16 protein-coding genes and 1 pseudogene are annotated in these 20874 nt (G+C 42.0%); 6 read left to right on the forward strand and 11 right to left on the reverse strand.

What is annotated here, in order from left to right:
• The first annotated feature begins 404 nt into the window (after positions 1–404).
• Positions 405–1385, forward strand: a complete 981-nt coding sequence (locus WKF69_RS08050) for an acyl-ACP desaturase (RefSeq protein ID WP_340381084.1) — start codon at positions 405–407, stop codon at positions 1383–1385.
• A gap of 112 nt (positions 1386–1497) precedes the next feature.
• Here the strand turns inward: WKF69_RS08050 and WKF69_RS08055 are convergent, their stop codons facing one another.
• From WKF69_RS08055 to WKF69_RS08090, 8 genes are all read right to left on the reverse strand, one after another.
• Entirely contained in the window at positions 1498–2142 is a 645-nt protein-coding gene (locus tag WKF69_RS08055) for a DUF1080 domain-containing protein (RefSeq protein WP_340381085.1), read from the reverse strand.
• 2 nt (positions 2143–2144) lie between these two features.
• Positions 2145–3524, reverse strand: coding sequence for a Gfo/Idh/MocA family oxidoreductase (locus WKF69_RS08060; RefSeq protein ID WP_340381086.1), 1380 nt, complete (start codon positions 3522–3524; stop codon positions 2145–2147).
• 9 nt (positions 3525–3533) lie between these two features.
• Complete coding sequence (locus tag WKF69_RS08065; protein ID WP_340381087.1) at positions 3534–4130, reverse strand: DUF1080 domain-containing protein; 597 nt, start codon at positions 4128–4130, stop codon at positions 3534–3536.
• 89 nt (positions 4131–4219) lie between these two features.
• Positions 4220–5677, reverse strand: a complete 1458-nt coding sequence (locus WKF69_RS08070) for a PH domain-containing protein (protein ID WP_340381088.1) — start codon at positions 5675–5677, stop codon at positions 4220–4222.
• Positions 5674–6189: a PH domain-containing protein gene (locus WKF69_RS08075; protein ID WP_340381089.1), complete on the reverse strand. Its 516-nt coding sequence runs from the start codon at positions 6187–6189 to the stop codon at positions 5674–5676. The genes WKF69_RS08070 and WKF69_RS08075 overlap by 4 nt, the downstream gene beginning before the upstream one ends.
• Positions 6189–9542 (reverse strand): methylmalonyl-CoA mutase family protein, encoded by a 3354-nt coding sequence (locus WKF69_RS08080; RefSeq protein WP_340381090.1) that lies wholly within the window; start codon positions 9540–9542, stop codon positions 6189–6191. Before WKF69_RS08080 ends, WKF69_RS08075 begins: the two co-directional genes overlap by 1 nt.
• 106 nt (positions 9543–9648) lie before the next feature.
• On the reverse strand, positions 9649–9891 hold the full coding sequence (locus WKF69_RS08085) for a hypothetical protein (RefSeq protein WP_340381091.1): 243 nt from the start codon (positions 9889–9891) through the stop codon (positions 9649–9651).
• A gap of 70 nt (positions 9892–9961) precedes the next feature.
• Positions 9962–10117, reverse strand: a complete 156-nt coding sequence (locus WKF69_RS08090) for a CorA family divalent cation transporter (protein ID WP_340381092.1) — start codon at positions 10115–10117, stop codon at positions 9962–9964.
• Between the two features lie 64 nt (positions 10118–10181).
• On the opposite strand from WKF69_RS08090, the gene WKF69_RS08095 reads away from it, so the two are divergent.
• Together WKF69_RS08095 and WKF69_RS08100 are read left to right on the forward strand one after the other, a co-directional pair.
• Positions 10182–11141: a TIGR01212 family radical SAM protein gene (locus WKF69_RS08095; RefSeq protein ID WP_340381104.1), complete on the forward strand. Its 960-nt coding sequence runs from the start codon at positions 10182–10184 to the stop codon at positions 11139–11141.
• A 336-nt stretch (positions 11142–11477) separates the two neighbouring features.
• Positions 11478–12878 (forward strand): ammonium transporter, encoded by a 1401-nt coding sequence (locus WKF69_RS08100; RefSeq protein ID WP_340381093.1) that lies wholly within the window; start codon positions 11478–11480, stop codon positions 12876–12878.
• A gap of 50 nt (positions 12879–12928) precedes the next feature.
• On the opposite strand, the gene WKF69_RS08105 is transcribed toward WKF69_RS08100, so the two are convergent.
• Positions 12929–13402 (reverse strand): ribonuclease H-like YkuK family protein, encoded by a 474-nt coding sequence (locus WKF69_RS08105; RefSeq protein WP_340381094.1) that lies wholly within the window; start codon positions 13400–13402, stop codon positions 12929–12931.
• Between the two features lie 164 nt (positions 13403–13566).
• Here WKF69_RS08105 and WKF69_RS08110 point away from each other — a divergent pair, with 164 nt between their 5' ends.
• A complete protein-coding gene (locus WKF69_RS08110; RefSeq protein WP_340381095.1) occupies positions 13567–14433 on the forward strand; it encodes an alpha/beta hydrolase in 867 nt (288 codons plus the stop codon).
• 398 nt (positions 14434–14831) lie between these two features.
• Here WKF69_RS08110 and ettA read toward each other — a convergent pair.
• A pseudogene (gene ettA, locus WKF69_RS08115) lies at positions 14832–16513 on the reverse strand (energy-dependent translational throttle protein EttA).
• 188 nt (positions 16514–16701) lie between these two features.
• Between ettA and WKF69_RS08120 the strand changes: the two are divergent.
• Positions 16702–19239, forward strand: a complete 2538-nt coding sequence (locus WKF69_RS08120; RefSeq protein ID WP_340381096.1) for an ATP-dependent Clp protease ATP-binding subunit — start codon at positions 16702–16704, stop codon at positions 19237–19239.
• A gap of 99 nt (positions 19240–19338) precedes the next feature.
• Positions 19339–19728, forward strand: a complete 390-nt coding sequence (locus WKF69_RS08125) for a hypothetical protein (RefSeq protein ID WP_340381097.1) — start codon at positions 19339–19341, stop codon at positions 19726–19728.
• A gap of 315 nt (positions 19729–20043) precedes the next feature.
• Here WKF69_RS08125 and WKF69_RS08130 read toward each other — a convergent pair whose 3' ends face one another.
• On the reverse strand, positions 20044–20868 hold the full coding sequence (locus tag WKF69_RS08130) for an SDR family oxidoreductase (protein WP_340381098.1): 825 nt from the start codon (positions 20866–20868) through the stop codon (positions 20044–20046).
• Positions 20869–20874 lie beyond the last annotated feature (6 nt).

The following is a 20874-nucleotide window of genomic DNA, read 5'->3' on the forward strand; positions in this document are numbered from 1 at the left end:
AATGGTACTGCCGTAACAGGTGGGAGAGTAGGTCGGTGCCCAATTTTACTAAACCTTTGTCCTTTTTGGATGAGGGTTTTTTTATGGAATAGAGTTTAGAAACACAACCAGGAACGAGGACAAACTGCACAGCGATATCTAACCGCAGAGGACGCGAAGAAAAGACGCAAAGAGATTGCGCACTCTGCGTAAAACTCTGCGCACTCTGCGGTTAATAAACAGTCGCCGTATTTGTATCTGATATTTTCGTTTTTGTCATCTAATATTTTTAATTACACTTGCAGAACTTTTGTTACTTAAATGGGTTATTAAATGGTATTATGATAGGTTAAGAGCCTTTTAGTACAAATATTAACAGCCAATTTCACGCATTTTACGTATATTTGAATAATTTAAAAGTTCATATGAATATCAATATAGGGTCCCGTAGGGAAGTATTAATGCATATCGAGAAGTATATGCTTGAAAAAATGCATGAGTACCTTAAGCCTATAGATACTAACTGGCAGCCGTCAGATTTTCTGCCGGATTCAACCAGGGATACTTTCTATTCTGAGATCAAAGATCTTAAAGAAAACGCAAAGGATCTCTCTTATGATCTTGTAGCTGTTTTGATCGGAGACACTATTACTGAAGAAGCTCTGCCAACTTATGAATCATGGTTAAGCATGGTTGATGGGATCTCTAAAGATGAGCAAGGCGGATGGATGAAATGGGTTCGTCACTGGACCGCCGAGGAAAATCGCCACGGTGACTTGCTGAACAAATACCTTTATCTTTCCGGACGTGTAGATATGCGTCAGATGGAAATCTCAACCCAGTATCTGATCGCTGATGGATTTGATATAGGTACAGGCCACGACCCTTACAGAAACTTTATATATACTAGTTTCCAGGAACTAGCGACAAATATTTCACACCGCCGGGTAGCTTCATTAGCTAAGCAGGAAGGTGATACTTTACTTTCTAAAATGTGTGGCGTTATCGCATCTGATGAAGCAAGACACGCCAAAGCATATAAAGATTTTATGATGCGCATATTCGAAGTTGATCCTAGCGAGGCCATGATCGCTTTCGAAGATATGATGCGTAACAAGATCGTGATGCCCGCTCACTTCCTTAGGGAAGTTGGATTAAAAATGGGTCAAACCTTTGGACACTTCACTGATGCAGCACAGCGTCTGGGTGTGTACACTGCTGTCGATTATGTCGATATCATGAAGCAACTGATAGATGAATGGCAAATTGAGAAAATACGAGACCTGAATGAAGCTGGCGAGAAAGCACGTGATTATGTGATCAACTTACCTGACCGTTTACTTAGAGTAGCTGACCGGATGAAAAATCCGACGCTGGAATATAAGTTTACGTGGATCGCAGGATAGGGAAGAAGTGGAGAGTTGAAAGTGGAGAGTGGAGAGTTGCAAACGAACAAAAAACAACGAATAACCGAAAGATGAAAAGAGGCCCTGGATTTGATCCGGGGCTTCTTGTTTGCTAGAGTTCTTTGATTGTGATATTCTTAAAATAGGCTTTGTTCCCGTGGTCCTGTAAAGAAATCCTTCCTTTCTTCGCTAAACCATAGTCAGGATAATCTTTCCATTTACCAGTTTTCTTTTCCAGATCCCACTTCGTATCCCATGCGATAAAGTCGACGATCTTGTCTCCGTTAAGCCAATGTTCAACATGGCCTTTATAGAAAATGATCTTACTGGAATTCCATTCGCCAACCGGGTGAAGTGTTCTATTGTCGCTAACTGGGTTCATTGCATAATCTGCACCAGTGAGTTGCCATTTCTCCAGTTTATGGGGATAGGCTAGATCATCAATCAACTGATATTCCGGACCTGTTTCCCAGGGAGCTTTATACTTTGGGTCTTCAATAACATGATACATCACGCCACTGTTGCCACCAGCATCAATTTTCCAGTCCCAGCTTAGCTCAAAATTTGCATATTCTTTGTCTGATACAATATCGCCGCCAGTATCTCCTTCGGCTGCGCCAAGGCAAACTAAGGCCCCATCTATGATCGTCCAGTTCTCTACTTTTCCCGACTTATTGAAGGCATGCCAACCAGTTAGGCTTTTCCCATCAAACAGACTTTCGCTTGTTCCCATTTCTTTTCCAATTGTATCTGTCAATATTATTTTTTAACCGGTTGCATCTTTTCAGGATTCCAGAGCATGGCCGAGTCATTGTTATAACTGTCGTTGCATAACAGAGCCGGCGCAGCAGCACGGTAGCCAAATATGGCATCCTCCGCTACTTTTCCATTTTCTCTGATAGCCGTGAAGAAATTAACCATGTGATCATAGGGGCCGCCTTTATACCCTGCTTCCGCTGCGAATGTAAATTGCTCTGGAGGGAGTATGCGTTTGCGTCCCCCTACGGGAGTACCAGCTTTTTTCATCTGTTCAATAAAGAAGGGATCTTCAGAATCTACAACCTTGTTTCGCTTTAGCGTTACGCTATCCCACCCAATGTCCATAGAGCCTTCGCTTCCGACCAGCTTTAAATAAGTACTGCCGCTCGTGCCATCGATGAAATTACATCTTAACGATAGATTAAATGCGGGGTGAGCCTTTGCCTGCTCGGGGTAATCGAAAATCCCGAGTAAAACATCCGGAACTTCACGGCCATCTTTCCAGTAACGTAATCCGCCTGATGCATAAATTTTTTCAGGCCCGAAGGAATTCGTTATAAAATGGAGACTGGAAAAGAGATGTACAAACAGATCGCCAGCCATCCCAGTTCCGTAATCGCGATAGTTTCTCCATCTAAAAAAGCGGGTGGCGTCGAATGGCCTTTTGGTAGTGTTAGCTATAAAAGTTTCCCATTCTACTGTTTCAGGAGACGCATCAGGCGGGATGGGGTATTGCCAGGCTCCGGTTGGTGAATTTCGCGCCCAGAACCCTTCAGCGAAATTTAGTTGGCCAATTGCGCCATCCTTTAGGAGTTCTTTTGCTTTTTCATTCCCCAAAGACGATACGCCCTGGCTTCCAACCTGAAATATCTTTCCTGTTTCTTTCTGTGCTTTAATGACCGCCGGACCTTCGGTGATATCATGAACCATTGGTTTTTCACAGTACACGTGCTTTCCGGCGCGCATCGCATCAATGGAGATCTGCTGATGCCAATGGTCGGGTGTTGCAACAATAACGGCATCTACATCAGACCTGCCAAGGATCTCCTTATAGACTCGTGTAGTGTAAATATCTTGTCCCCAGCGTTTTTTTGCCTCATCTAAACGCCCCTGGTAAAGATCGCAGACAGCAACAAGTTTTATACCCGGAACCTGGAGGGCAACATTAGTATCTTGTGTTCCCATGCCACCAGCTCCGATCAGCGCGATATTTACATTGTCGTTGGGTCCGGAGAATTGTCTGTTATGGATTTTAAATTCAACCGATTTGCTTTCGATCTCGGAACTTGCTAACAAGTTCGATCCGATAGCGACTCCCGCTGTTGTTGCCCCCAACGCCTTAATAAAACGTCTGCGAGAGGATTCTGAATTGTTCTTCATATAAAGCGATTATGGAAGCTCGTTAATAATGATGTTTTTCCATCTCACTTTGATGCCGCCACCACTGTGGATCTGCAAAGCAATTGATCCAGTGCCAGCTCCTATCTTTGCATCTTTTAGCGTAACCATTTGCTTTCCATTTAACCAGGTTGTGACTTCGTCACCTACCACACGGATCTTCGCCTTATTCCAGCCTTCCGGACTTAATACTTTTTCATCTTCAAGAGCAGGTTTAATTAACCATCCTCTTCCGTATGATTCATAAATGCCGCCCGTGCTGTTTCCTGGAGGAGCAACTTCTACCTGCCATCCTGTTATCTTAGTGCCTTCAATGCTTGAGCGGATAAAGACGCCGCTGTTTCCGTTGGCCTCAAGTTTAAATTGGTATTTAAGCTCGAAGTTCTTGTATGCCTTTTCAGTTGAAAGGTAGCCGTATTCTTTTTGGGGACCGCTTTCGCATATAAGGTGGCCATTTTCGACATACCATTTTTCGGTGCCGTGGATGGTCCAGCCCGACAAGTTTTTGCCATTAAATAGCTTTTTGGATTTAGAAAGGTTGGTGGCAGATATTAAAAAGATGGCTAGCAAAAGAAATAGATACTTCATGTTTTTTTAGATAATTATTCAGGTTTAATTGGAATGAAAATAATGAAAAAGAACAACTAATCACAATTAGCAATGCAGTTTGGGAAAAACTAGTTCTCTGTTTCTACTTTGAATAGCGCATAATTCTGCACTTCTCTTGCAGCTTCGAGTGAGATGAAAGGAATGACAAAGGTGCCTCCCGCGGTATGAAGCACAAGATTTGCCAGGTTCCGGGTTTGCTGATAATAATTTTGAAGCAGATTTACAGTTTGAATCATGTTCCATTTCAGAACTATTTTTTTGGTGCCAAATACTCCGGTATGTATAAAAATGATGTTATCCTCATGTGTAAACCGGTATTTTCTATGGTAGAGCCAGTAATAAAAGTAGGAATAAAGGGGAAGTGCAATTACGACCAGGCCCTTTAATCCGTAAAACCAGGCCAGTGGAATTCCTAGAAAAAACGCAGGCATTACTCCGAACATAAGACAATTCCGGAGCACAAATGAGGGATGGATTGTCAACTCATTAGGAAAACCATCAGTGGATAAAGGATAATAAGTTTCTGTTAGAGTTTTCAGTAATTTATCGGAAGTAACGGGAATTGTAGTTCGGAGATTGTTTAATGCAGCTTTTGAACCGATGGTGTTGAATTCGAAAAGGTATAAGGGGATGGGTTTCCGCAGCCAATTAGTATGCCAGGAAATGAGTTGAATTTTTTCGAAGGGAACCAATTTCAGACTTGCGTTTATAAAGCCTTTTTTTATACTAAAGCCTTTAGCAGTTCTGGTAAGGTTAAAATTCGCGTAATTAAGGAAAGTTCGTACAAGTGTTACGAATATTGCAAAAAAAACGATCAGTGCAATTCCGCTGATTATAAACGTCGATCTGTAACGCATGAATTGGCCGGTTGATGCTGCCATTAAATCCCCATACCTGTCTGTGATCAGAGCTCTGATATTGTTAATGAATGAAAGGAATATCCCAATCATAATCAGTAAAGTCTCAAAATGATTGGCTGTTAGTCCGAGTTTTAAAATTTCTGTGGGACTCAGTGTAGCAAGCATTTCATCGCTATGCTTTTCTTCCTGGTCTTCCTCTTTTTCGATACGATGATGAAGTATATATCCAGAAATTAAATCAGCCTGTTCTTTATTCAAGTTAAATTTCATTTCCGCTTCTTCAGTACCAGGAGAATCAAAGGATACTTCTGCAAGATTCAATATACGGTGGAGCCAGTTTTGATTCGTTTGAACTGCCTGTATTTTTTGAAAGCTAAGAGCAGTTTGAGATCTGGAGAAAATGCCCTTTTTTACCTGAACTTCTTCGGGTGTAATGCGGTATTGGAAGAACATGTACTCAGCAATGGCTTTACTGAAAGCAATCATAGGGATCGCGAAAAGCAAGATTTTATCTAATAAGTCACTTTCATCACCCCTATTCAAAAACAGTATGAGGAGAAATGGCCAGCCTGCTTTCAGAAATTGGATGAGTGTTTTAAGCAGGTGCATCCATACCGCCATAAGCGGCTGTCGTTGAAATTCAGACCATTTTGTGGTTGAGCTCATTCTGCATGGCCTTTCGAGATGATCAGCTCCCGTAAAGCCTGAGCCTCTTCGAGCTTAAGTCCTGGTATTACGATATCAGTATTATTGCCTCCCGATGAATAAATTTTAAGCTTTGCAATACCCAGGTTACGTTCAAAAACTCCGGCATCGACACTACAATGTTGGATCCTGATAAAAGGACAAACATGCAGACTTTTAATCAGCCATCCTTTCTGGTAGAGAATGTCATATTCTCTCACTGCAAATGCAGTGTTTTTAAATGAAAGGTAATTCAGTCGGAAACTCAGAAAACAGAGCAAAGAATAGATTGAAAATGTGATTCCGGCTGCAACATAGCTATGAAATTCCTCATTTATAACCATAATCACCAGCAGGATGAAGAAAAAAATAGACCAGATCAGCACGTTATTATATAGCAAAACCGTGTAATATCGTTCATCCACTGGGAGTAAACCTGCTTCTTCCGCCCTGGGAAGATTTGCCATGTTCAATTCAGGATTCGAGAATTCCATTACATGTTTCTTCTGTATTGTCCGCCGACTTCATAAAGAGCATGAGATATCTGCCCAAGGGAGCAATATTTACATGCTTCCATTAAGTTGTCAAAAATATTCTCACCAGCCAGGGCTTTTTCCTGCAGATCTTCTAATAATTGAGATGACCGATCGTCATTGCGCTTTTGGAAAACTTCCAACGCCTGAATCTGAAATTGCTTTTCGTCCTCGGTTGCTCTGATAACCTCGGATGGGATAATTGTCGGTGAACCATTCTTGTTTAAGAAAGTGTTAACTCCAACGATTGGAAATTCCCCTGAATGCTTTAAAGTCTCGTAATACAATGATTCTTCCTGAATTTTACTTCTCTGGTACATCGTTTCCATCGCACCCAGTACCCCGCCTCGATCATTAATGCTTTTAAATTCCTCCAGCACCGCCGCTTCCACAAGGTCTGTAAGCTCTTCGATAATGAAGGATCCTTGAATAGGGTTTTCATTCTTAGCTAAGCCCAGTTCCCTATTTATGATCAATTGAATTGCCATAGCGCGCCTGACCGATTCTTCGGTTGGAGTTGTAATTGCTTCATCATATGCGTTCGTATGGAGCGAATTACAATTGTCGTAGATCGCATAAAGGGCCTGTAACGTTGTCCTTATATCATTGAAATCTATTTCCTGTGCGTGCAGTGAACGTCCGGAAGTCTGAATATGATATTTCAATTTCTGAGAGCGGTCGTTTCCGTTATACTTATACTTAATTGCCTTCGACCAAATCAACCTGGCTACGCGGCCAATTACAGAATACTCCGGGTCTATTCCGTTAGAGAAGAAAAATGACAGATTAGGAGCAAAATCATCAATGTGCATTCCCCTGCTCAGGTAATACTCCACGAACGTGAACCCATTACTAAGGGTGAAGGCTAATTGAGAAATTGGGTTAGCTCCTGCTTCCGCTATATGATAACCGGAAATTGAAACTGAATAGAAATTCCGGATCTGATTATCGATAAAGTACTTTTGTATATCACCCATCATTCGCAAAGCGAATTCCGTTGAAAATATACAGGTGTTTTGAGCCTGGTCCTCTTTAAGAATATCTGCCTGAACTGTTCCTCTTACGCTTGCGATGGCATAGGCTTTAATTTTATTGTATATGTCTAAAGGCAACACCTGATCACCGGTGACACCAAGCAGCATTAAGCCTAATCCATCATTGCCCTCCGGAAGATCTCCCTGATAAACCGGGCGACTGACCTTTTTTAGCTTGTAGATCTCGTTTACCTTCGCATCGACCTCTTTCTCCAAACCATTCTTCTTGATATATATTTCGCACTGCTGGTCAATGGCAGCATTCATGAAAAAACCGAGCAGCATTGGCGCCGGGCCGTTTATGGTCATCGACACTGACGTGGATGCATGACAAAGATCAAAGCCTGAATATAGCTTCTTGGCATCATCAACGGTAGCAATGCTAACCCCTGAATTTCCAATCTTACCATAAATATCAGGACGGACGTGCGGATCTTCACCGTATAAGGTGACTGAGTCAAAGGCTGTCGAAAGGCGGTGAGCAGGCTGACCTAGTGAAACATAATGGAAGCGCTTATTTGTGCGTTCCGGACCACCTTCTCCGGCAAACATTCGGGTGGGATCCTCACCTTCACGTTTCAAAGGGAAAACTCCAGCTGCATACGGGAACTCACCCGGCACATTTTCCGTTAGTAGCCAACGCAGAATATCGCCCCATGCTTCGTACCTCGGCAGGGATATTTTTGGTATTCTAAGCTTAGAAAGCGATTCGGAGTACAAGGACTGACGAATCTCTTTATCGCGTACCTTAAAGATAAATTCGTCGGCTTTGTATCGTTTGATTGTTTCAGGCCATTCATCCAATAATCTTTTGCATTCTTTATCCAGACCTAATTCAAGCGAATTAAAAATGTCTTTCAACGAATCCGAAATGGGACTTTCTTTACTTAAGTCTAAGACACCTTTAACTTGAAACATCTGCTGTGCAATTTTACACTGCCCATCAACCCAAACAGAATACTCTTCGTTCGCTTCAACAATTTCTGCGAGATATCTTACACGGTCAGGCGGGATGATGTAATTCTTTTCCTGCAATTTTCCGGTTGAAGCCTGACGAACTGAAAAATCAACTTCAGTTTTCTCTTTAATGATCTTCATTAATTTAGAGAACAGGCTATTCATCCCAGGATCATTGAATTGGGAAGCCATTGTCCCAATTACCGGAAGATCATTATCTGCAGCATCGAATAGCTGGTGATTACGCTTAAATTGTTTGCGGACATCGCGAATTGCGTCGAGCGCTCCGCGTTTATCAAATTTATTTATAGCGACCAGATCAGCGAAATCAAGCATGTCAATCTTTTCCAGCTGAGTAGCGGCGCCAAACTCAGGTGTCATCACATACAGAGAAACGTTTGAATGGTCTGTAATTTCTGTATCGGATTGGCCGATGCCGGAAGTTTCAATAATGATAAGATCATATCCTGCCGCTTTGCAGATGTCGATTGATTCCTGAACGTATTTGGAAAGTGCCAGATTCGCCTGACGGGTCGCCAGCGAGCGCATGTAAACCCGGGGATTATTTATCGAGTTCATCCGAATCCTGTCACCGAGCAAGGCACCACCGGTTTTCCGTTTCGACGGGTCGACAGATATAATAGCAATGCTTTTATCGGTTTCCTTAAGGAAACGTCTTACCAATTCGTCAACCAAAGATGATTTACCAGCTCCGCCTGTCCCGGTGATACCAATCACTGGGATATTCTTGTCTTTGTTAAGCCCCGAGATCTCCTTTAAGAAGTCTGATGTTTGATCCGGGTGATTTTCTGCGAGTGTAATTGCTGAAGCAACAGCTTTGGAATCCTTCTTCTTTATTCCGGCTAGCTCACCATTGAGCTTATCGCGGGTAAGGAAGTCGCATTGTTTGAGCATATCGTTGATCATGCCCTGCAAGCCCATCTTTCTGCCGTCATCCGGGGAATAGATCTGGGCTATCCCGTAATCTTTAAGCTCTTCGATCTCATAGGGTAATATCACCCCGCCGCCACCGGCGAATATTTTGATATGTTTGGCCCCTTTTTCCTGGAGCAAATCATACATATATTTAAGGTATTCGACATGGCCTCCCTGATAAGAGGTCATAGCAATTCCCTGTACATCTTCCTGTATTGCACAATCTACAACTTCCTGCACAGAGCGATTATGACCCAGATGTATCACCTCCGCTCCTGAAGACTGAAGGATCCGCCGGATTATGTTAATAGTTGCATCATGCCCGTCAAATAAAGCAGCAGCTGTTACAAAACGTAATTTATGTTTGGGTTTGTAAACTTCGGTCATTACCTTTTTATGAATCGATAAAGGTAAGAATAATTGGCCTTGAAGCCAGAATAATGCAGGATATTAAAATGAAGAAGGGGAGTAAATCCCCTCCCCTTAACCTTTGCTAACCTTTCTTAGGGCTATGCTTTGATGGTGTTTTCGGCGCCTGCACCTTACCTTGAAAATTTGAATTTTCATTGCCCTTATTTACAGTTGCTTGTTTATTATCTGTTTGATAAGACATTTGACCGCCGCTGTTAGATATGCCTCTTTGTTTTTGTTCTTCTTTTCCTGACTTGAATGCCTGGTTTGATTTGGATGAGCCTTGCTGATCCTCGTTCGATTTATTTTTTTCAGGTATGTTCATCGATTCGTGTTTTAAGGATAAATTAGATTGTTCCTATTAATGGAACGCCCGAAACATGCGATTGTTTGCCCTACAGCCAGTTTTTCTTCTTGAAATAAAGTAGAGTAAGCACTGATGACAGGAGCATAAGCAAGATGGCAAAAAGATACCCGAAATTCCAGTCAAGTTCGGGCGTAAATTCGAAATTCATACCATATATGCTTGGCAAGGCGCCTGTCTTTCTCATAATATATACGTAGCATGAGGATCTGAGGCTAATAATGAATTCGTATCTTTGCAAAAATAAAGTTTTGGGAACACCTTTAGACTACGGATATAAGAATTATAATCACTATGGCGCATACCTTAGAAATAAGTATGACGGCCAGCGTGTATATAAGATCATCGCCGATGCCGGCTTTACCTGTCCCAATCGTGACGGGAGTAAAGGCTATGGGGGATGTACATATTGTAACGTAGACTCATTTACCCCCGAGCTTTCCCGAAAGCTTCCTACTATAAAGGAGCAAATTGAGCAGGGTATGGCGCGCGCTGTTAAAAATTACCGTGCTGAGAAATTCATTATCTATTTCCAGCCTAACACAAATACCTACGCACCTACCCATTATCTGAAGATGCTTTATGATGAAGCATTAAGCATCAATACTGAGAATATTGTTGGACTTTCTGTTGGCACAAGGCCAGATTGTATTGATTTCGAGAAGGTAGCTTTACTAGAAAGTTATGCAGATCGCTTTGATGTGGATATTGAAATGGGTATGGAATCAATTTATGATGATACTCTGTCCAAGATCAACCGCGGATGTACGCATCAGGAACTTGTAAATGCGCTTCACTTAGCCGACAGCTCCAAAATCGATATCTGCGTTCACACAATTTTTGGTTTCCCTTGGGAGACGCACGAAATGATGCTAAAGTATGCAGACGAGGTCAATCGTTTCCCTCAAATCAAATTTGTTAAACTTCACCATCTTCATATCGTTAAAGGCTCAATTATGGGCAGCAGGTTTGCTAAAGAGCCCTTTAAAACTTTCACGATTGACGAATACACAGACTTCATAGCTGAATTTATTCCTCTTTTACGTCCGGATATCGTTTTGCAGCGATTGTTTGGCCTTGCAGACTTTGATCTGCTTATTGCTCCGAACTGGGGTATGAAGAAATCTCAGATTCAAAGTTATATAGATAAGCGCCTGGAAGAAAAGGGTGTAGTTCAGGGGTCTGCATATTGTGAGTCTGCCGTTTTATAAAAGTCCATGCCTATCTTCCTGACTACTTCCCTGGTGAGTTTCCTTTAATTCCATATTCTTTTTTTTGAAGGAATTTTTATCGTTAGCTCTTAATTCCTCTATTTTTTAAACAAAAAATTATAGTTTAACGTTTTCAAGGTCAATATTTTCGGGTTAGTCGTCATTAATGGCGATATATTTTGATATTTATGGCAAATACATCTTCTGATAGGTAAATTAAATGGAAATAGATGGTGTTATTTTTATCTTTTTTTAATTTTATTAATGTTATTACCTTCATTTATCTTAAATTTGCTTAATAGAATTTATATTTAACAAGAATGTTAACATAATTGTATGAAAAAATTGTCAGTAAGGCAGGTCGCACCTTTTGCAATCCTAACGTTAGTGGCTGGAGCAGCCATATTCATTCCTTCGCTGCCGAACTTCGACGGCACAGGTAAATATGATAGTGCTGATATAGCCTGGATTTTAGTGGCTACCGCTCTTGTCTTTCTTATGACGCCCGGCTTGGCATTTTTCTATGGAGGAATGGTGCACCGTAAGAATGTTATATCCACAATGATTAAGAGTGTTGTAGCTGCGGGCGTTGTGACCATTCTGTGGGTGGTTGTTGCTTTTAGCATGGCCTTTGGAGAATCAGTGAACGGAATAATAGGCGACCCAACCACATTTTTATTTTTTCAAGGAGTCAATTCAGGAGCGCCGTGGAGTCTTGCACCGACAATACCCTTATCACTTTTCGCATTATTCCAACTGATGTTTGCTATCATTACACCCGGACTAGTGGTTGGGGCAGTAGCTGAGCGAATTCGCTTCACATCTTATATTCTTTTTATCTGTTTATTTACACTCCTTATCTATGCGCCAATAGCTCACTGGATGTGGCATCCGGATGGTTTTCTTTTCAAGATGGGTGCACTTGATTTTGCAGGTGGAGTGGTTGTTCACATTACTGCAGGTATGGCAGCTCTTGCCGGTGCGCTGGTGCTTAAGCGCAGAAAGGTTCACGTGGAAAACAAAGATATTCCGCCAGCGAACATTCCATACGTTTTAATTGGAACGGGATTGCTGTGGTTTGGATGGTTTGGGTTCAATGCTGGATCAGCATTAGGAGCTAATGCCTTAGCTGTCTCCGCGTTTGCTACGACAAATACTGCCGGTGCTGCTGGTGGCCTGTCGTGGATGTTCTTGGACGTATTAAGAAATAAAAAGCCATCTGTTATAGGGTTCTGTATTGGCGCGGTAGTTGGACTTGCTGCCGTAACGCCCGGTGCTGGATTCGTTTCAATTCAACAAAGTATCTTTATAGGCTTCATAGCAGCAATAATTTCCAATTTGGCTGTGTACTGGAAAACTAAAACTACTTTGGATGACACTTTGGATGTTTTCCCGTGCCACGGGTTAGGAGGTATTGCTGGTATGCTTTTAAGTGGTTTTTTTGCAACAAAGAGCATTAATCCCGCTGGAGCGGACGGATGGTTCTACGGAAATTCTGACTTTTTCTTCATTCAGCTACAGGCGGTCATAATTACGGTTACTTACAGTTTTATAGTTTCATACGGAATTTTCAAACTGATTAATTTTATACAGCCAATACGTGTAAGTTCTGAAGAGGAGGATGAAGGTCTCGACTCCACGCAACATAATGAGAAGTATAGCCAGGGAACCTTAATTGTAACTGATAGCGGTTCTGTATATGAAACCGATGCTGAAAGGGTGAAGCAAATAATCTAACCGATTATTAAATAACATAGACAGGCTCCGAAGCCTGGAGCCTGTCTCATTTACTGAACTATTTTATTTGCACAGGCTGAACTCGCAAAGGCCTCCGGTTTGGCTTTAAACACAAAGCCCATACTCAAGATGTAGCCCATTGCTTCATGGAGTGCCTGGTTGGATTTAAAGTTAGGGTTTGTATTAATATCTGCATGGACTTCAAGGTCAACATCGTACAAATCCAAAAGATCGCACAGCGAGTAGGCGCATTCTATTGATTTTTGGACTTCGGAAATCATCCTCTCCTTAATGCTCATTTTTTGGGAAGAACGCTCCTGATGGATGAACATAAATCCACCTTTCTGCTCACGCAGAAATACTATTACCGTCGCAAAATGAATGATCGAGCCTTTTACCTGGGAATCGGTACCAATGCATACTTTAAGCTTATTGCCAAGATTGGATTCTCTTTCGATGGCTTGCTCTACTTCTTCAAGAATGGGGATCTGAATAGTTTCTCCGTTAAATTTTTTCCAGGTCATAAATTTTGTTAGGGCTAAAATTTATTAAGTAAGTGTAAAACAGGATATTATCTATGATTAAATATAATTCATTAAAAGCCAAAAGACCTTTTGATAAAGTTATTTATTTGTTAACATATTAACAGAAACAGTAAACCGAGCAGTGTTTTTTCCGTATGTCATGTATGGAGAAGTTGAAAAGTCTGGTATCAGGATTATTATTCCTGTTAATTATTAGCACTGGCTGTAAGAAAGGGCCTGAACAGTCGGCCACAGTTGTAATATCGCAGGATTATAAGGAGGTTTCATATGGAACGCATACACGAAATAAATTGGATATTTATCTTCCTTCACAAAGAGACACAAAAACCCCGGTAATATTGCTGGTACATGGTGGCGCTTGGTTTGAAGGAGATAAATCGGATTTCACCGAATTAGCGAAACATTGGAGGGACAAAGGTTACGCCGCGGCAACGATGAATTACCGTTTTACCAATACACCTGAAAAAAACATTCATCCTGCACAGGTAAATGATATTGCAAAGGCGATAGAATTTATTGGTACCAAATCTGCAGCATGGAGGATTTCTGCAGACAAATTTGCTCTTCAGGGAGCAAGTGCAGGCGGACATTTGTCACTTTTGTATACTTATAAGTACGATACAGGTAATAAGATTAAAGCTGTGATATCATTGGCTGGCCCGACAGATCTTACTGCAATCGGAGGAGCGGGGCCAGCGGGAGAAGCTCAGGCGCGAGCGTTGGTGGCGCTGATCGGCACTACTTTTCAGGATAATCCTGCCGCGTATGCTGAAGCAAGCCCTATAACTCATGTTTCAGCAGGTTCAAAGCCAACGCTTTTGTTCCACGGAAAACGAGATTTTGTTGTTCCTTACCAGCAAGCAACTGAGCTAAAAAATCGCCTTGCACAGTTTGGAGCTGTTCATAAACTCGTATTATATGAGGATACTGGACATGAGCTTATCAACTTAAATAATAAGGCTGAAGGTTTAGCAGAATGTGAAAGCTGGCTTAAACTGTACCTGAAATGAACTGATCTTTTTTGAAACTTATCAAACCGACTATTGTATTTAATATATACTAATCTAATATATCATGGCAAATAGTCTTACAAACGAGCTTCTACAATTGCAAAAAAGCCGATGTAGTTTCAAATATGCTGAGATGGTAGATGATTATATGAAAGATATGCCTGCCAGGGTCGGCAATTCTTTAAATCGTCCCATGGATTCCATCAATAAGAACATGTTGATCATCAATCGCTACCGTGGAAAGATGCTCTATAACCTCGAAAGGAGATTTTATATTTCCTGGAGGAAACTAAAAAGGTATACTAGAAAATGAATCAAGAGCCAAGAATCAAGAACCAGGATCACCTCAGTTGATCGTTAACGTCCTGATTCTTGGTTCCTGCTCCTCGGCTCATTATTTACTCAACTAATTTCTTGTACCTGATCCTGTGCGGTGTTACATCACCCGTACGCTTCTTCCGGTTTTCTTCATACTCAGAATAATTCCCTTCGAAATAATAAACTTCCGAGTTTCCTTCAAACGCGAGTATGTGGGTACACACCCTGTCAAGGAACCAGCGATCGTGGGATATTATAACTGCACAGCCACCAAAATTCTCAAGGCCTTCTTCTAGTGCGCGCAGAGTATTTACATCAATATCATTTGTGGGCTCATCCAGCAGAAGCACGTTGGAGCTTTTCTTTAAAGTAATTGCCAGGTGAACCCTATTGCGTTCACCACCCGAAAGAACCGCTACCTTTTTTTGCTGATCAGCGCCGTTGAAATTGAATTTCGAGACATAGGCGCGTGAGTTTATTGGCCGGTTCCCTAAAATAATATTTTCATTTCCATCAGTTACGTTTTCCCAAACAGATTTTTCAGGATCCAGGTCATCATGCATTTGATCCACATAACCAAGAGCAACCGTAGGCCCCACTTTGAACGTGCCTGCATCAGCAGTTTCCTGCCCTGTTATAAGGCGAAACAAAGTTGTTTTTCCTGCGCCATTGGGCCGATAATTCCAACTATGCCTGCTGGCGGAAGCGAGAAATTTAAGTTCTCGAATAATATTTTGTCACCGTAAGATTTGCTTACTCCCTGTGCTTCGATCACCACATTCCCAAGCCTCGGCCCCGGAGGAATAAAAAGCTCCAGTTTGTCTTCGCGTTCTTTAGTATCTTCAGAAGCAAGTTTTTCATAGTTTGACAGACGGGCTTTTGATTTAGCATGGCGGGCTTTCGGTGCCATCCTAACCCATTCAAGTTCTCTCTCCAAAGTTTTCTGACGTTTGCTTTCAGTTTTTTCTTCTGATGCAAGCCTCTTCGATTTCTGATCCAGCCATGAAGAATAATTTCCTTTCCATGGAATTCCTTCACCGCGATCCAGTTCAAGTATCCATCCAGCAACGTTGTCCAGGAAGTACCTGTCGTGGGTAACAGCAATTACAGTTCCTTTATATTGTTTAAGGTGCTGCTCCAGCCAGTCGATACTTTCAGCGTCGAGGTGATTGGTTGGCTCATCCAGCAGCAATACGTCCGGCTCCTGCAGTAATAAGCGGCATAATGCGACACGTCTGCGCTCTCCTCCTGACAAAGTGGCAATTTTAGTTTCCGGCTCCGGACAACGTAATGCATCCATGGCACGTTCAAGTTTAGTATCCAATTCCCATGCATTGCTTGCGTCTATCTGATCCTGCAATTCTCCTTGACGCGCAAGCAGCTTGTCCATCTCGTCAGCGTTCTCGTAAACTTCAGGCAAGCCAAATTTCTCATTGATCTCTTCGTACTCTTTCAGTATAGCAGTAGTGGCTGAAACACCTTCTTCAACTACCTCACGGACAGTCTTTTCGTTGTCGAGGATAGGCTCCTGTGCTAAGTATCCAACGGTATAGCCGGGAGCAAATACAACCTCTCCCTGGAACGATTTATCCAGGCCGGCAATGATCTTCAGAACTGATGATTTACCGGATCCGTTTAACCCGATCACACCGATCTTTGCTCCGTAGAAAAAAGACAGATAGATGTTCTTTAAAACTTGTTTTTGCGGCGGGTAGATCTTATTTACCCCGGCCATTGAAAATATTATCTTCTCGTCTGACATGTTGTGTTTACAATGAGGCCCAAATATCGTATTTTAGTCAGAGAGATGTCAACTTTATTATCTCAGAATGACCTAAAACCTTTTCAACTTAAATGGCGTAATTGTTGATAACTTGTTACTATTGCCAGAAGAGTATTAAACCAATAATTTAATAGCTTAGGGCGTTAACCATACAGAAAGGTATTATAATGGAAGCTAAATTTTCCCCACGCGTCAAAGACGTGATATCATATAGCCGGGAAGAAGCCCTTCGCTTAGGGCATGATTATATCGGTACAGAACATTTATTGCTAGGCCTTATTCGTGAAGGAGACGGAATGGCAATAAAAATTCTGAAGGGTGCCGGAGTAGATACAGCGCGTCTTAGGAAGTCGGTGGAGGATTCTGTGAAAGGAACATCCAGCACTACGGTTAATCTGGGTAATATTCCTCTTACTAAACAAGCCGAAAAGGTGTTAAAAATAACTTACCTGGAAGCTAAAATATTCAAGAGCGATGTTATTGGTACAGAGCATTTATTATTGTCAATTTTAAGAGATGAGGATAATATAGCATCTCAGATACTTCAGCAATACAATGTTAACTATGATATTTTCAAAGCTGAGGTAGAAAATAATAAGGACGGTTTCAGGGACGAGGCCCAAGGAGGTTCCCCTGCTGGTGACGATGATTTCAGAGAAGAAGAAAGCTTCAGCCAGCCTAAAAAAGTTTCCGATATCAAATCTAAAACACCGGTGCTTGACAATTTCGGCCGCGACCTAACCCGTGCTGCTGAAGATGGAAAGCTTGACCCTATCGTTGGCCGGGAAAAGGAGATCGAGCGTGTATCCCAGATCTTGTCCCGTCGTAAAAAGAACAACCCCATACTTATAGGTGAGCCGGGTGTGGGTAAATCCGCAATAGCGGAGGGCCTTGCATTAAGGATTATACAAAGAAAAGTTTCAAGGGTTTTATTTAATAAAAGGGTAGTAACTCTTGACCTTGCTTCACTGGTTGCAGGTACAAAGTATCGTGGTCAGTTTGAAGAGAGGATGAAGGCTGTAATGAATGAACTGGAAAAATCTCCGGATGTGATCCTTTTCATTGATGAGATCCACACCATTGTTGGTGCGGGTGGAGCTTCGGGCTCTTTGGACGCATCAAACATGTTCAAGCCGGCCTTAGCGAGAGGGGAGATCCAATGTATTGGTGCTACTACTCTGGATGAATATCGCCAGTTTATTGAGAAAGATGGAGCATTAGACCGCCGTTTCCAGAAGGTAATGGTTGAGCCTGCTACTCCGGTTGAAACTATTGAGATCCTTAATCGCATCAAAGAAAAATACGAAGAGCATCATGGTGTTACTTATACAGATGAAGCAATCAATGCCTGTGTAAGCTTAACCTCACGATACATCACTGACCGTTTCCTTCCTGATAAGGCGATCGATGCGCTTGACGAATCGGGATCGCGTGTTCACTTAACAAACATCCATGTTCCGCAAAACATTATTGATGTGGAGCAGAAGATCGAAGAGATCAAGGTTGAAAAGAACAAGGTTGTAAGAAGCCAGAAATACGAGGAAGCCGCGAAACTTCGGGATACTGAAAAGAATCTTTTAGAAGAACTTGAGAAAGCCAAAACAGAATGGGAGGCCGAAACTAAAACCAAGAGGTATACTGTAACAGATGATAATGTCGCTGAAGTGGTATCCATGATGACAGGGATTCCTGTTCAGCGTGTTGGCCAGGCAGACAGTATGAAGTTGCTTGGAATGTTTGATGCAATTAACACTCGTGTGATCGGGCAGGAAGACGCAGTTAAGAAATTAACAAAAGCTATCCAGCGTACACGCGCCGGATTGAAAGATCCTAAAAAACCAATTGGTTCATTTATTTTCCTTGGGCCTACAGGAGTTGGTAAGACTGAACTTGCAAAAGAACTTGCACGTTTCATGTTTGATACTGAAGACGCTCTGATTCAGGTGGACATGAGTGAATACATGGAGAAGTTCGCTGTATCACGTTTAGTCGGAGCGCCTCCGGGATATGTTGGATATGAAGAAGGAGGACAATTAACCGAAAAGGTTAGAAGAAAACCTTACGCAGTTGTCTTGCTTGACGAGATTGAGAAAGCTCACCCGGATGTATTCAATATTCTTTTACAGGTATTGGATGAAGGACAGCTAACCGACAGTCTTGGGCGTAAGGTGGATTTCAGGAACACGATCATTATCATGACCTCGAATATTGGTGCACGCCAGCTTAAGGATTTTGGACAAGGTGTTGGTTTCAGCACAGTGGCAAAATCATCACAGGCAGATACTTTCTCCAGAGGTGTAATTGAAAATGCATTGAAACGTGCGTTTGCACCGGAGTTTCTTAACCGTGTGGATGACGTTGTAGTCTTCAATTCTCTTACTAAAGAACACATCTTCAGCATCATTGATATCGAGCTTAAGGCTCTATTTGAAAGGATCCAGGGACTTGGTTACGAAATCAATCTTACGGATGCCGCGAAAGAGTTTATTGCTGAGAAAGGATACGATTCAAATTTTGGCGCACGTCCTTTGAAACGAGCTATACAAAAGCATCTTGAAGATCCTATTGCTGAGGAGATCCTGAAGGGCGAACTGGTAGAAGGTGATACGATGGAAGTTGACTACGATAAGGAGAAAGAAGAGATCCGTATAATCGGGAAAATCAAAACTCCGAAGCGTAAAAAGGAGGAAAAGAAAGAGGAATAAATCCGAAGTAACATTTGGATTACAGCGGGTAATGGTTGCAACCATTGCCCGCTTTTTTCGTCTTAGAGGTATAGGCACTGTTTCTAAAACCTATACGCTATGAAAAGATCGATCTTATTAATTTGCCTTTCCCTCTTAGTATTTGCAGCCGGATGTAAAAAGGAAATGATAGTCCCGAACCGTACAATAATAACCACCCTTAATTCCGGAAGCTGGATTCAGAGCAATGGAGGCCGTACTTATACAGCCGCTATCGATATGCCCGAAATCGACAATTACTTTAATGATCACGGCGGCGTTCTTGTTTATATATCTTTTGACAATGGCGGAACATATGAGCAAGTGCCCCAAGTGTATAATGGAGTATCCTATAGCTATATAACCCGCACCGGTAAAATTGTTATGGAAATACAAAGCTCAGACGGCATAGGGACTGTAACTCCGCCGGGGACGGTGAGGGTTAAGATAGTGCTTATTGATTCTGTATAAAAGGAGTGGAAAGTTGAGAGTTGAGAGTTGAGAGTGGCAAAGCGGAGAGCCTCCACATTGTCATTGTTTGGTACAGCGTTTAGGCCGCGTTAGGGATTGCAGCGAAAATACTTTTGTCCCGAAGGGCAAAAGATTGAAGCCAAAAGCCCGGCCCGCCCAAGCGGGCAACGCCCAAAAATTAAATAAAAAAGATAGACTAGCTAAGCAACGATTTAAAGCCTTTCGTTTCATTATAACAATAGCTTTAATACATATCAATTATTGCAATTCCGACTTTGTAAGATTCGCGACTTAATATGGTTGTCAGAATGCTCTTTATTCGCCGTTATTTTCAACCCCTAAACGGTGCATTACATCATCACTTACTCCCGTAGACGAATATCCTCCATCATGGAAAAGATTTTGCATAGTTACCATTCTGGTAAGGTCAGAGAATAGGGTAATACAGTAATCCGCACATGATTCAGCATCTGCATTTCCAAGAGGAGCTATTGCATTTGCAAAATCATAGAAATCACCAAAGCCCTTTATTCCGGTTCCGGCAGTGGTTTTAGTTGGCGATTGAGATACAGTATTGATACGAACCTTTTTCTCCAGGCCATAATGATATCCAAAGCTGCGGGCAATCGATTCCAGCATAGCTTTAATATCGGCCATATCAGTGTAAAATGGATAAGTACGCTGAGCTGCCATATATGTAAGCGCTACAACACTACCCCATTCGTTTATAGCGTCCAGCTTTTTAGCCACGCTCAGCATTTTATGTAAGGACATCGCAGAAACATCTATGCCTTTATTAAAATAATCATAGTTGAGCTCTGTGTAGGGGATCTTTTTACGGATGTTCACGCTCATTCCAATCGAGTGAAGTACAAAATCTACCTTACCTCCTAGGATTTCCTGGGATTTGGTGAATAAATTAGTCAGTTCTTCAACACTTGTCGCATCAGCAGGTATAATTTGAGATCCCGTAGCTTCGGCCAGTGCATTGATCTCGCCCATGCGCATCGCGATAGGAGCGTTCGTTAACACAAATTTAGCGCCTTCTGCGTGCGCTTTCTCTGCTACTTTCCAGGCAATTGAATTCTTATCCAATGCTCCCGAAATGATACCTGTTTTACCTTTCAGTAAGTTATACATACGATT

This window comes from Daejeonella sp. (assembly GCF_037719425.1).
In the GTDB taxonomy this organism is placed as follows: Bacteria; Bacteroidota; Bacteroidia; order Sphingobacteriales; family Sphingobacteriaceae; genus Daejeonella.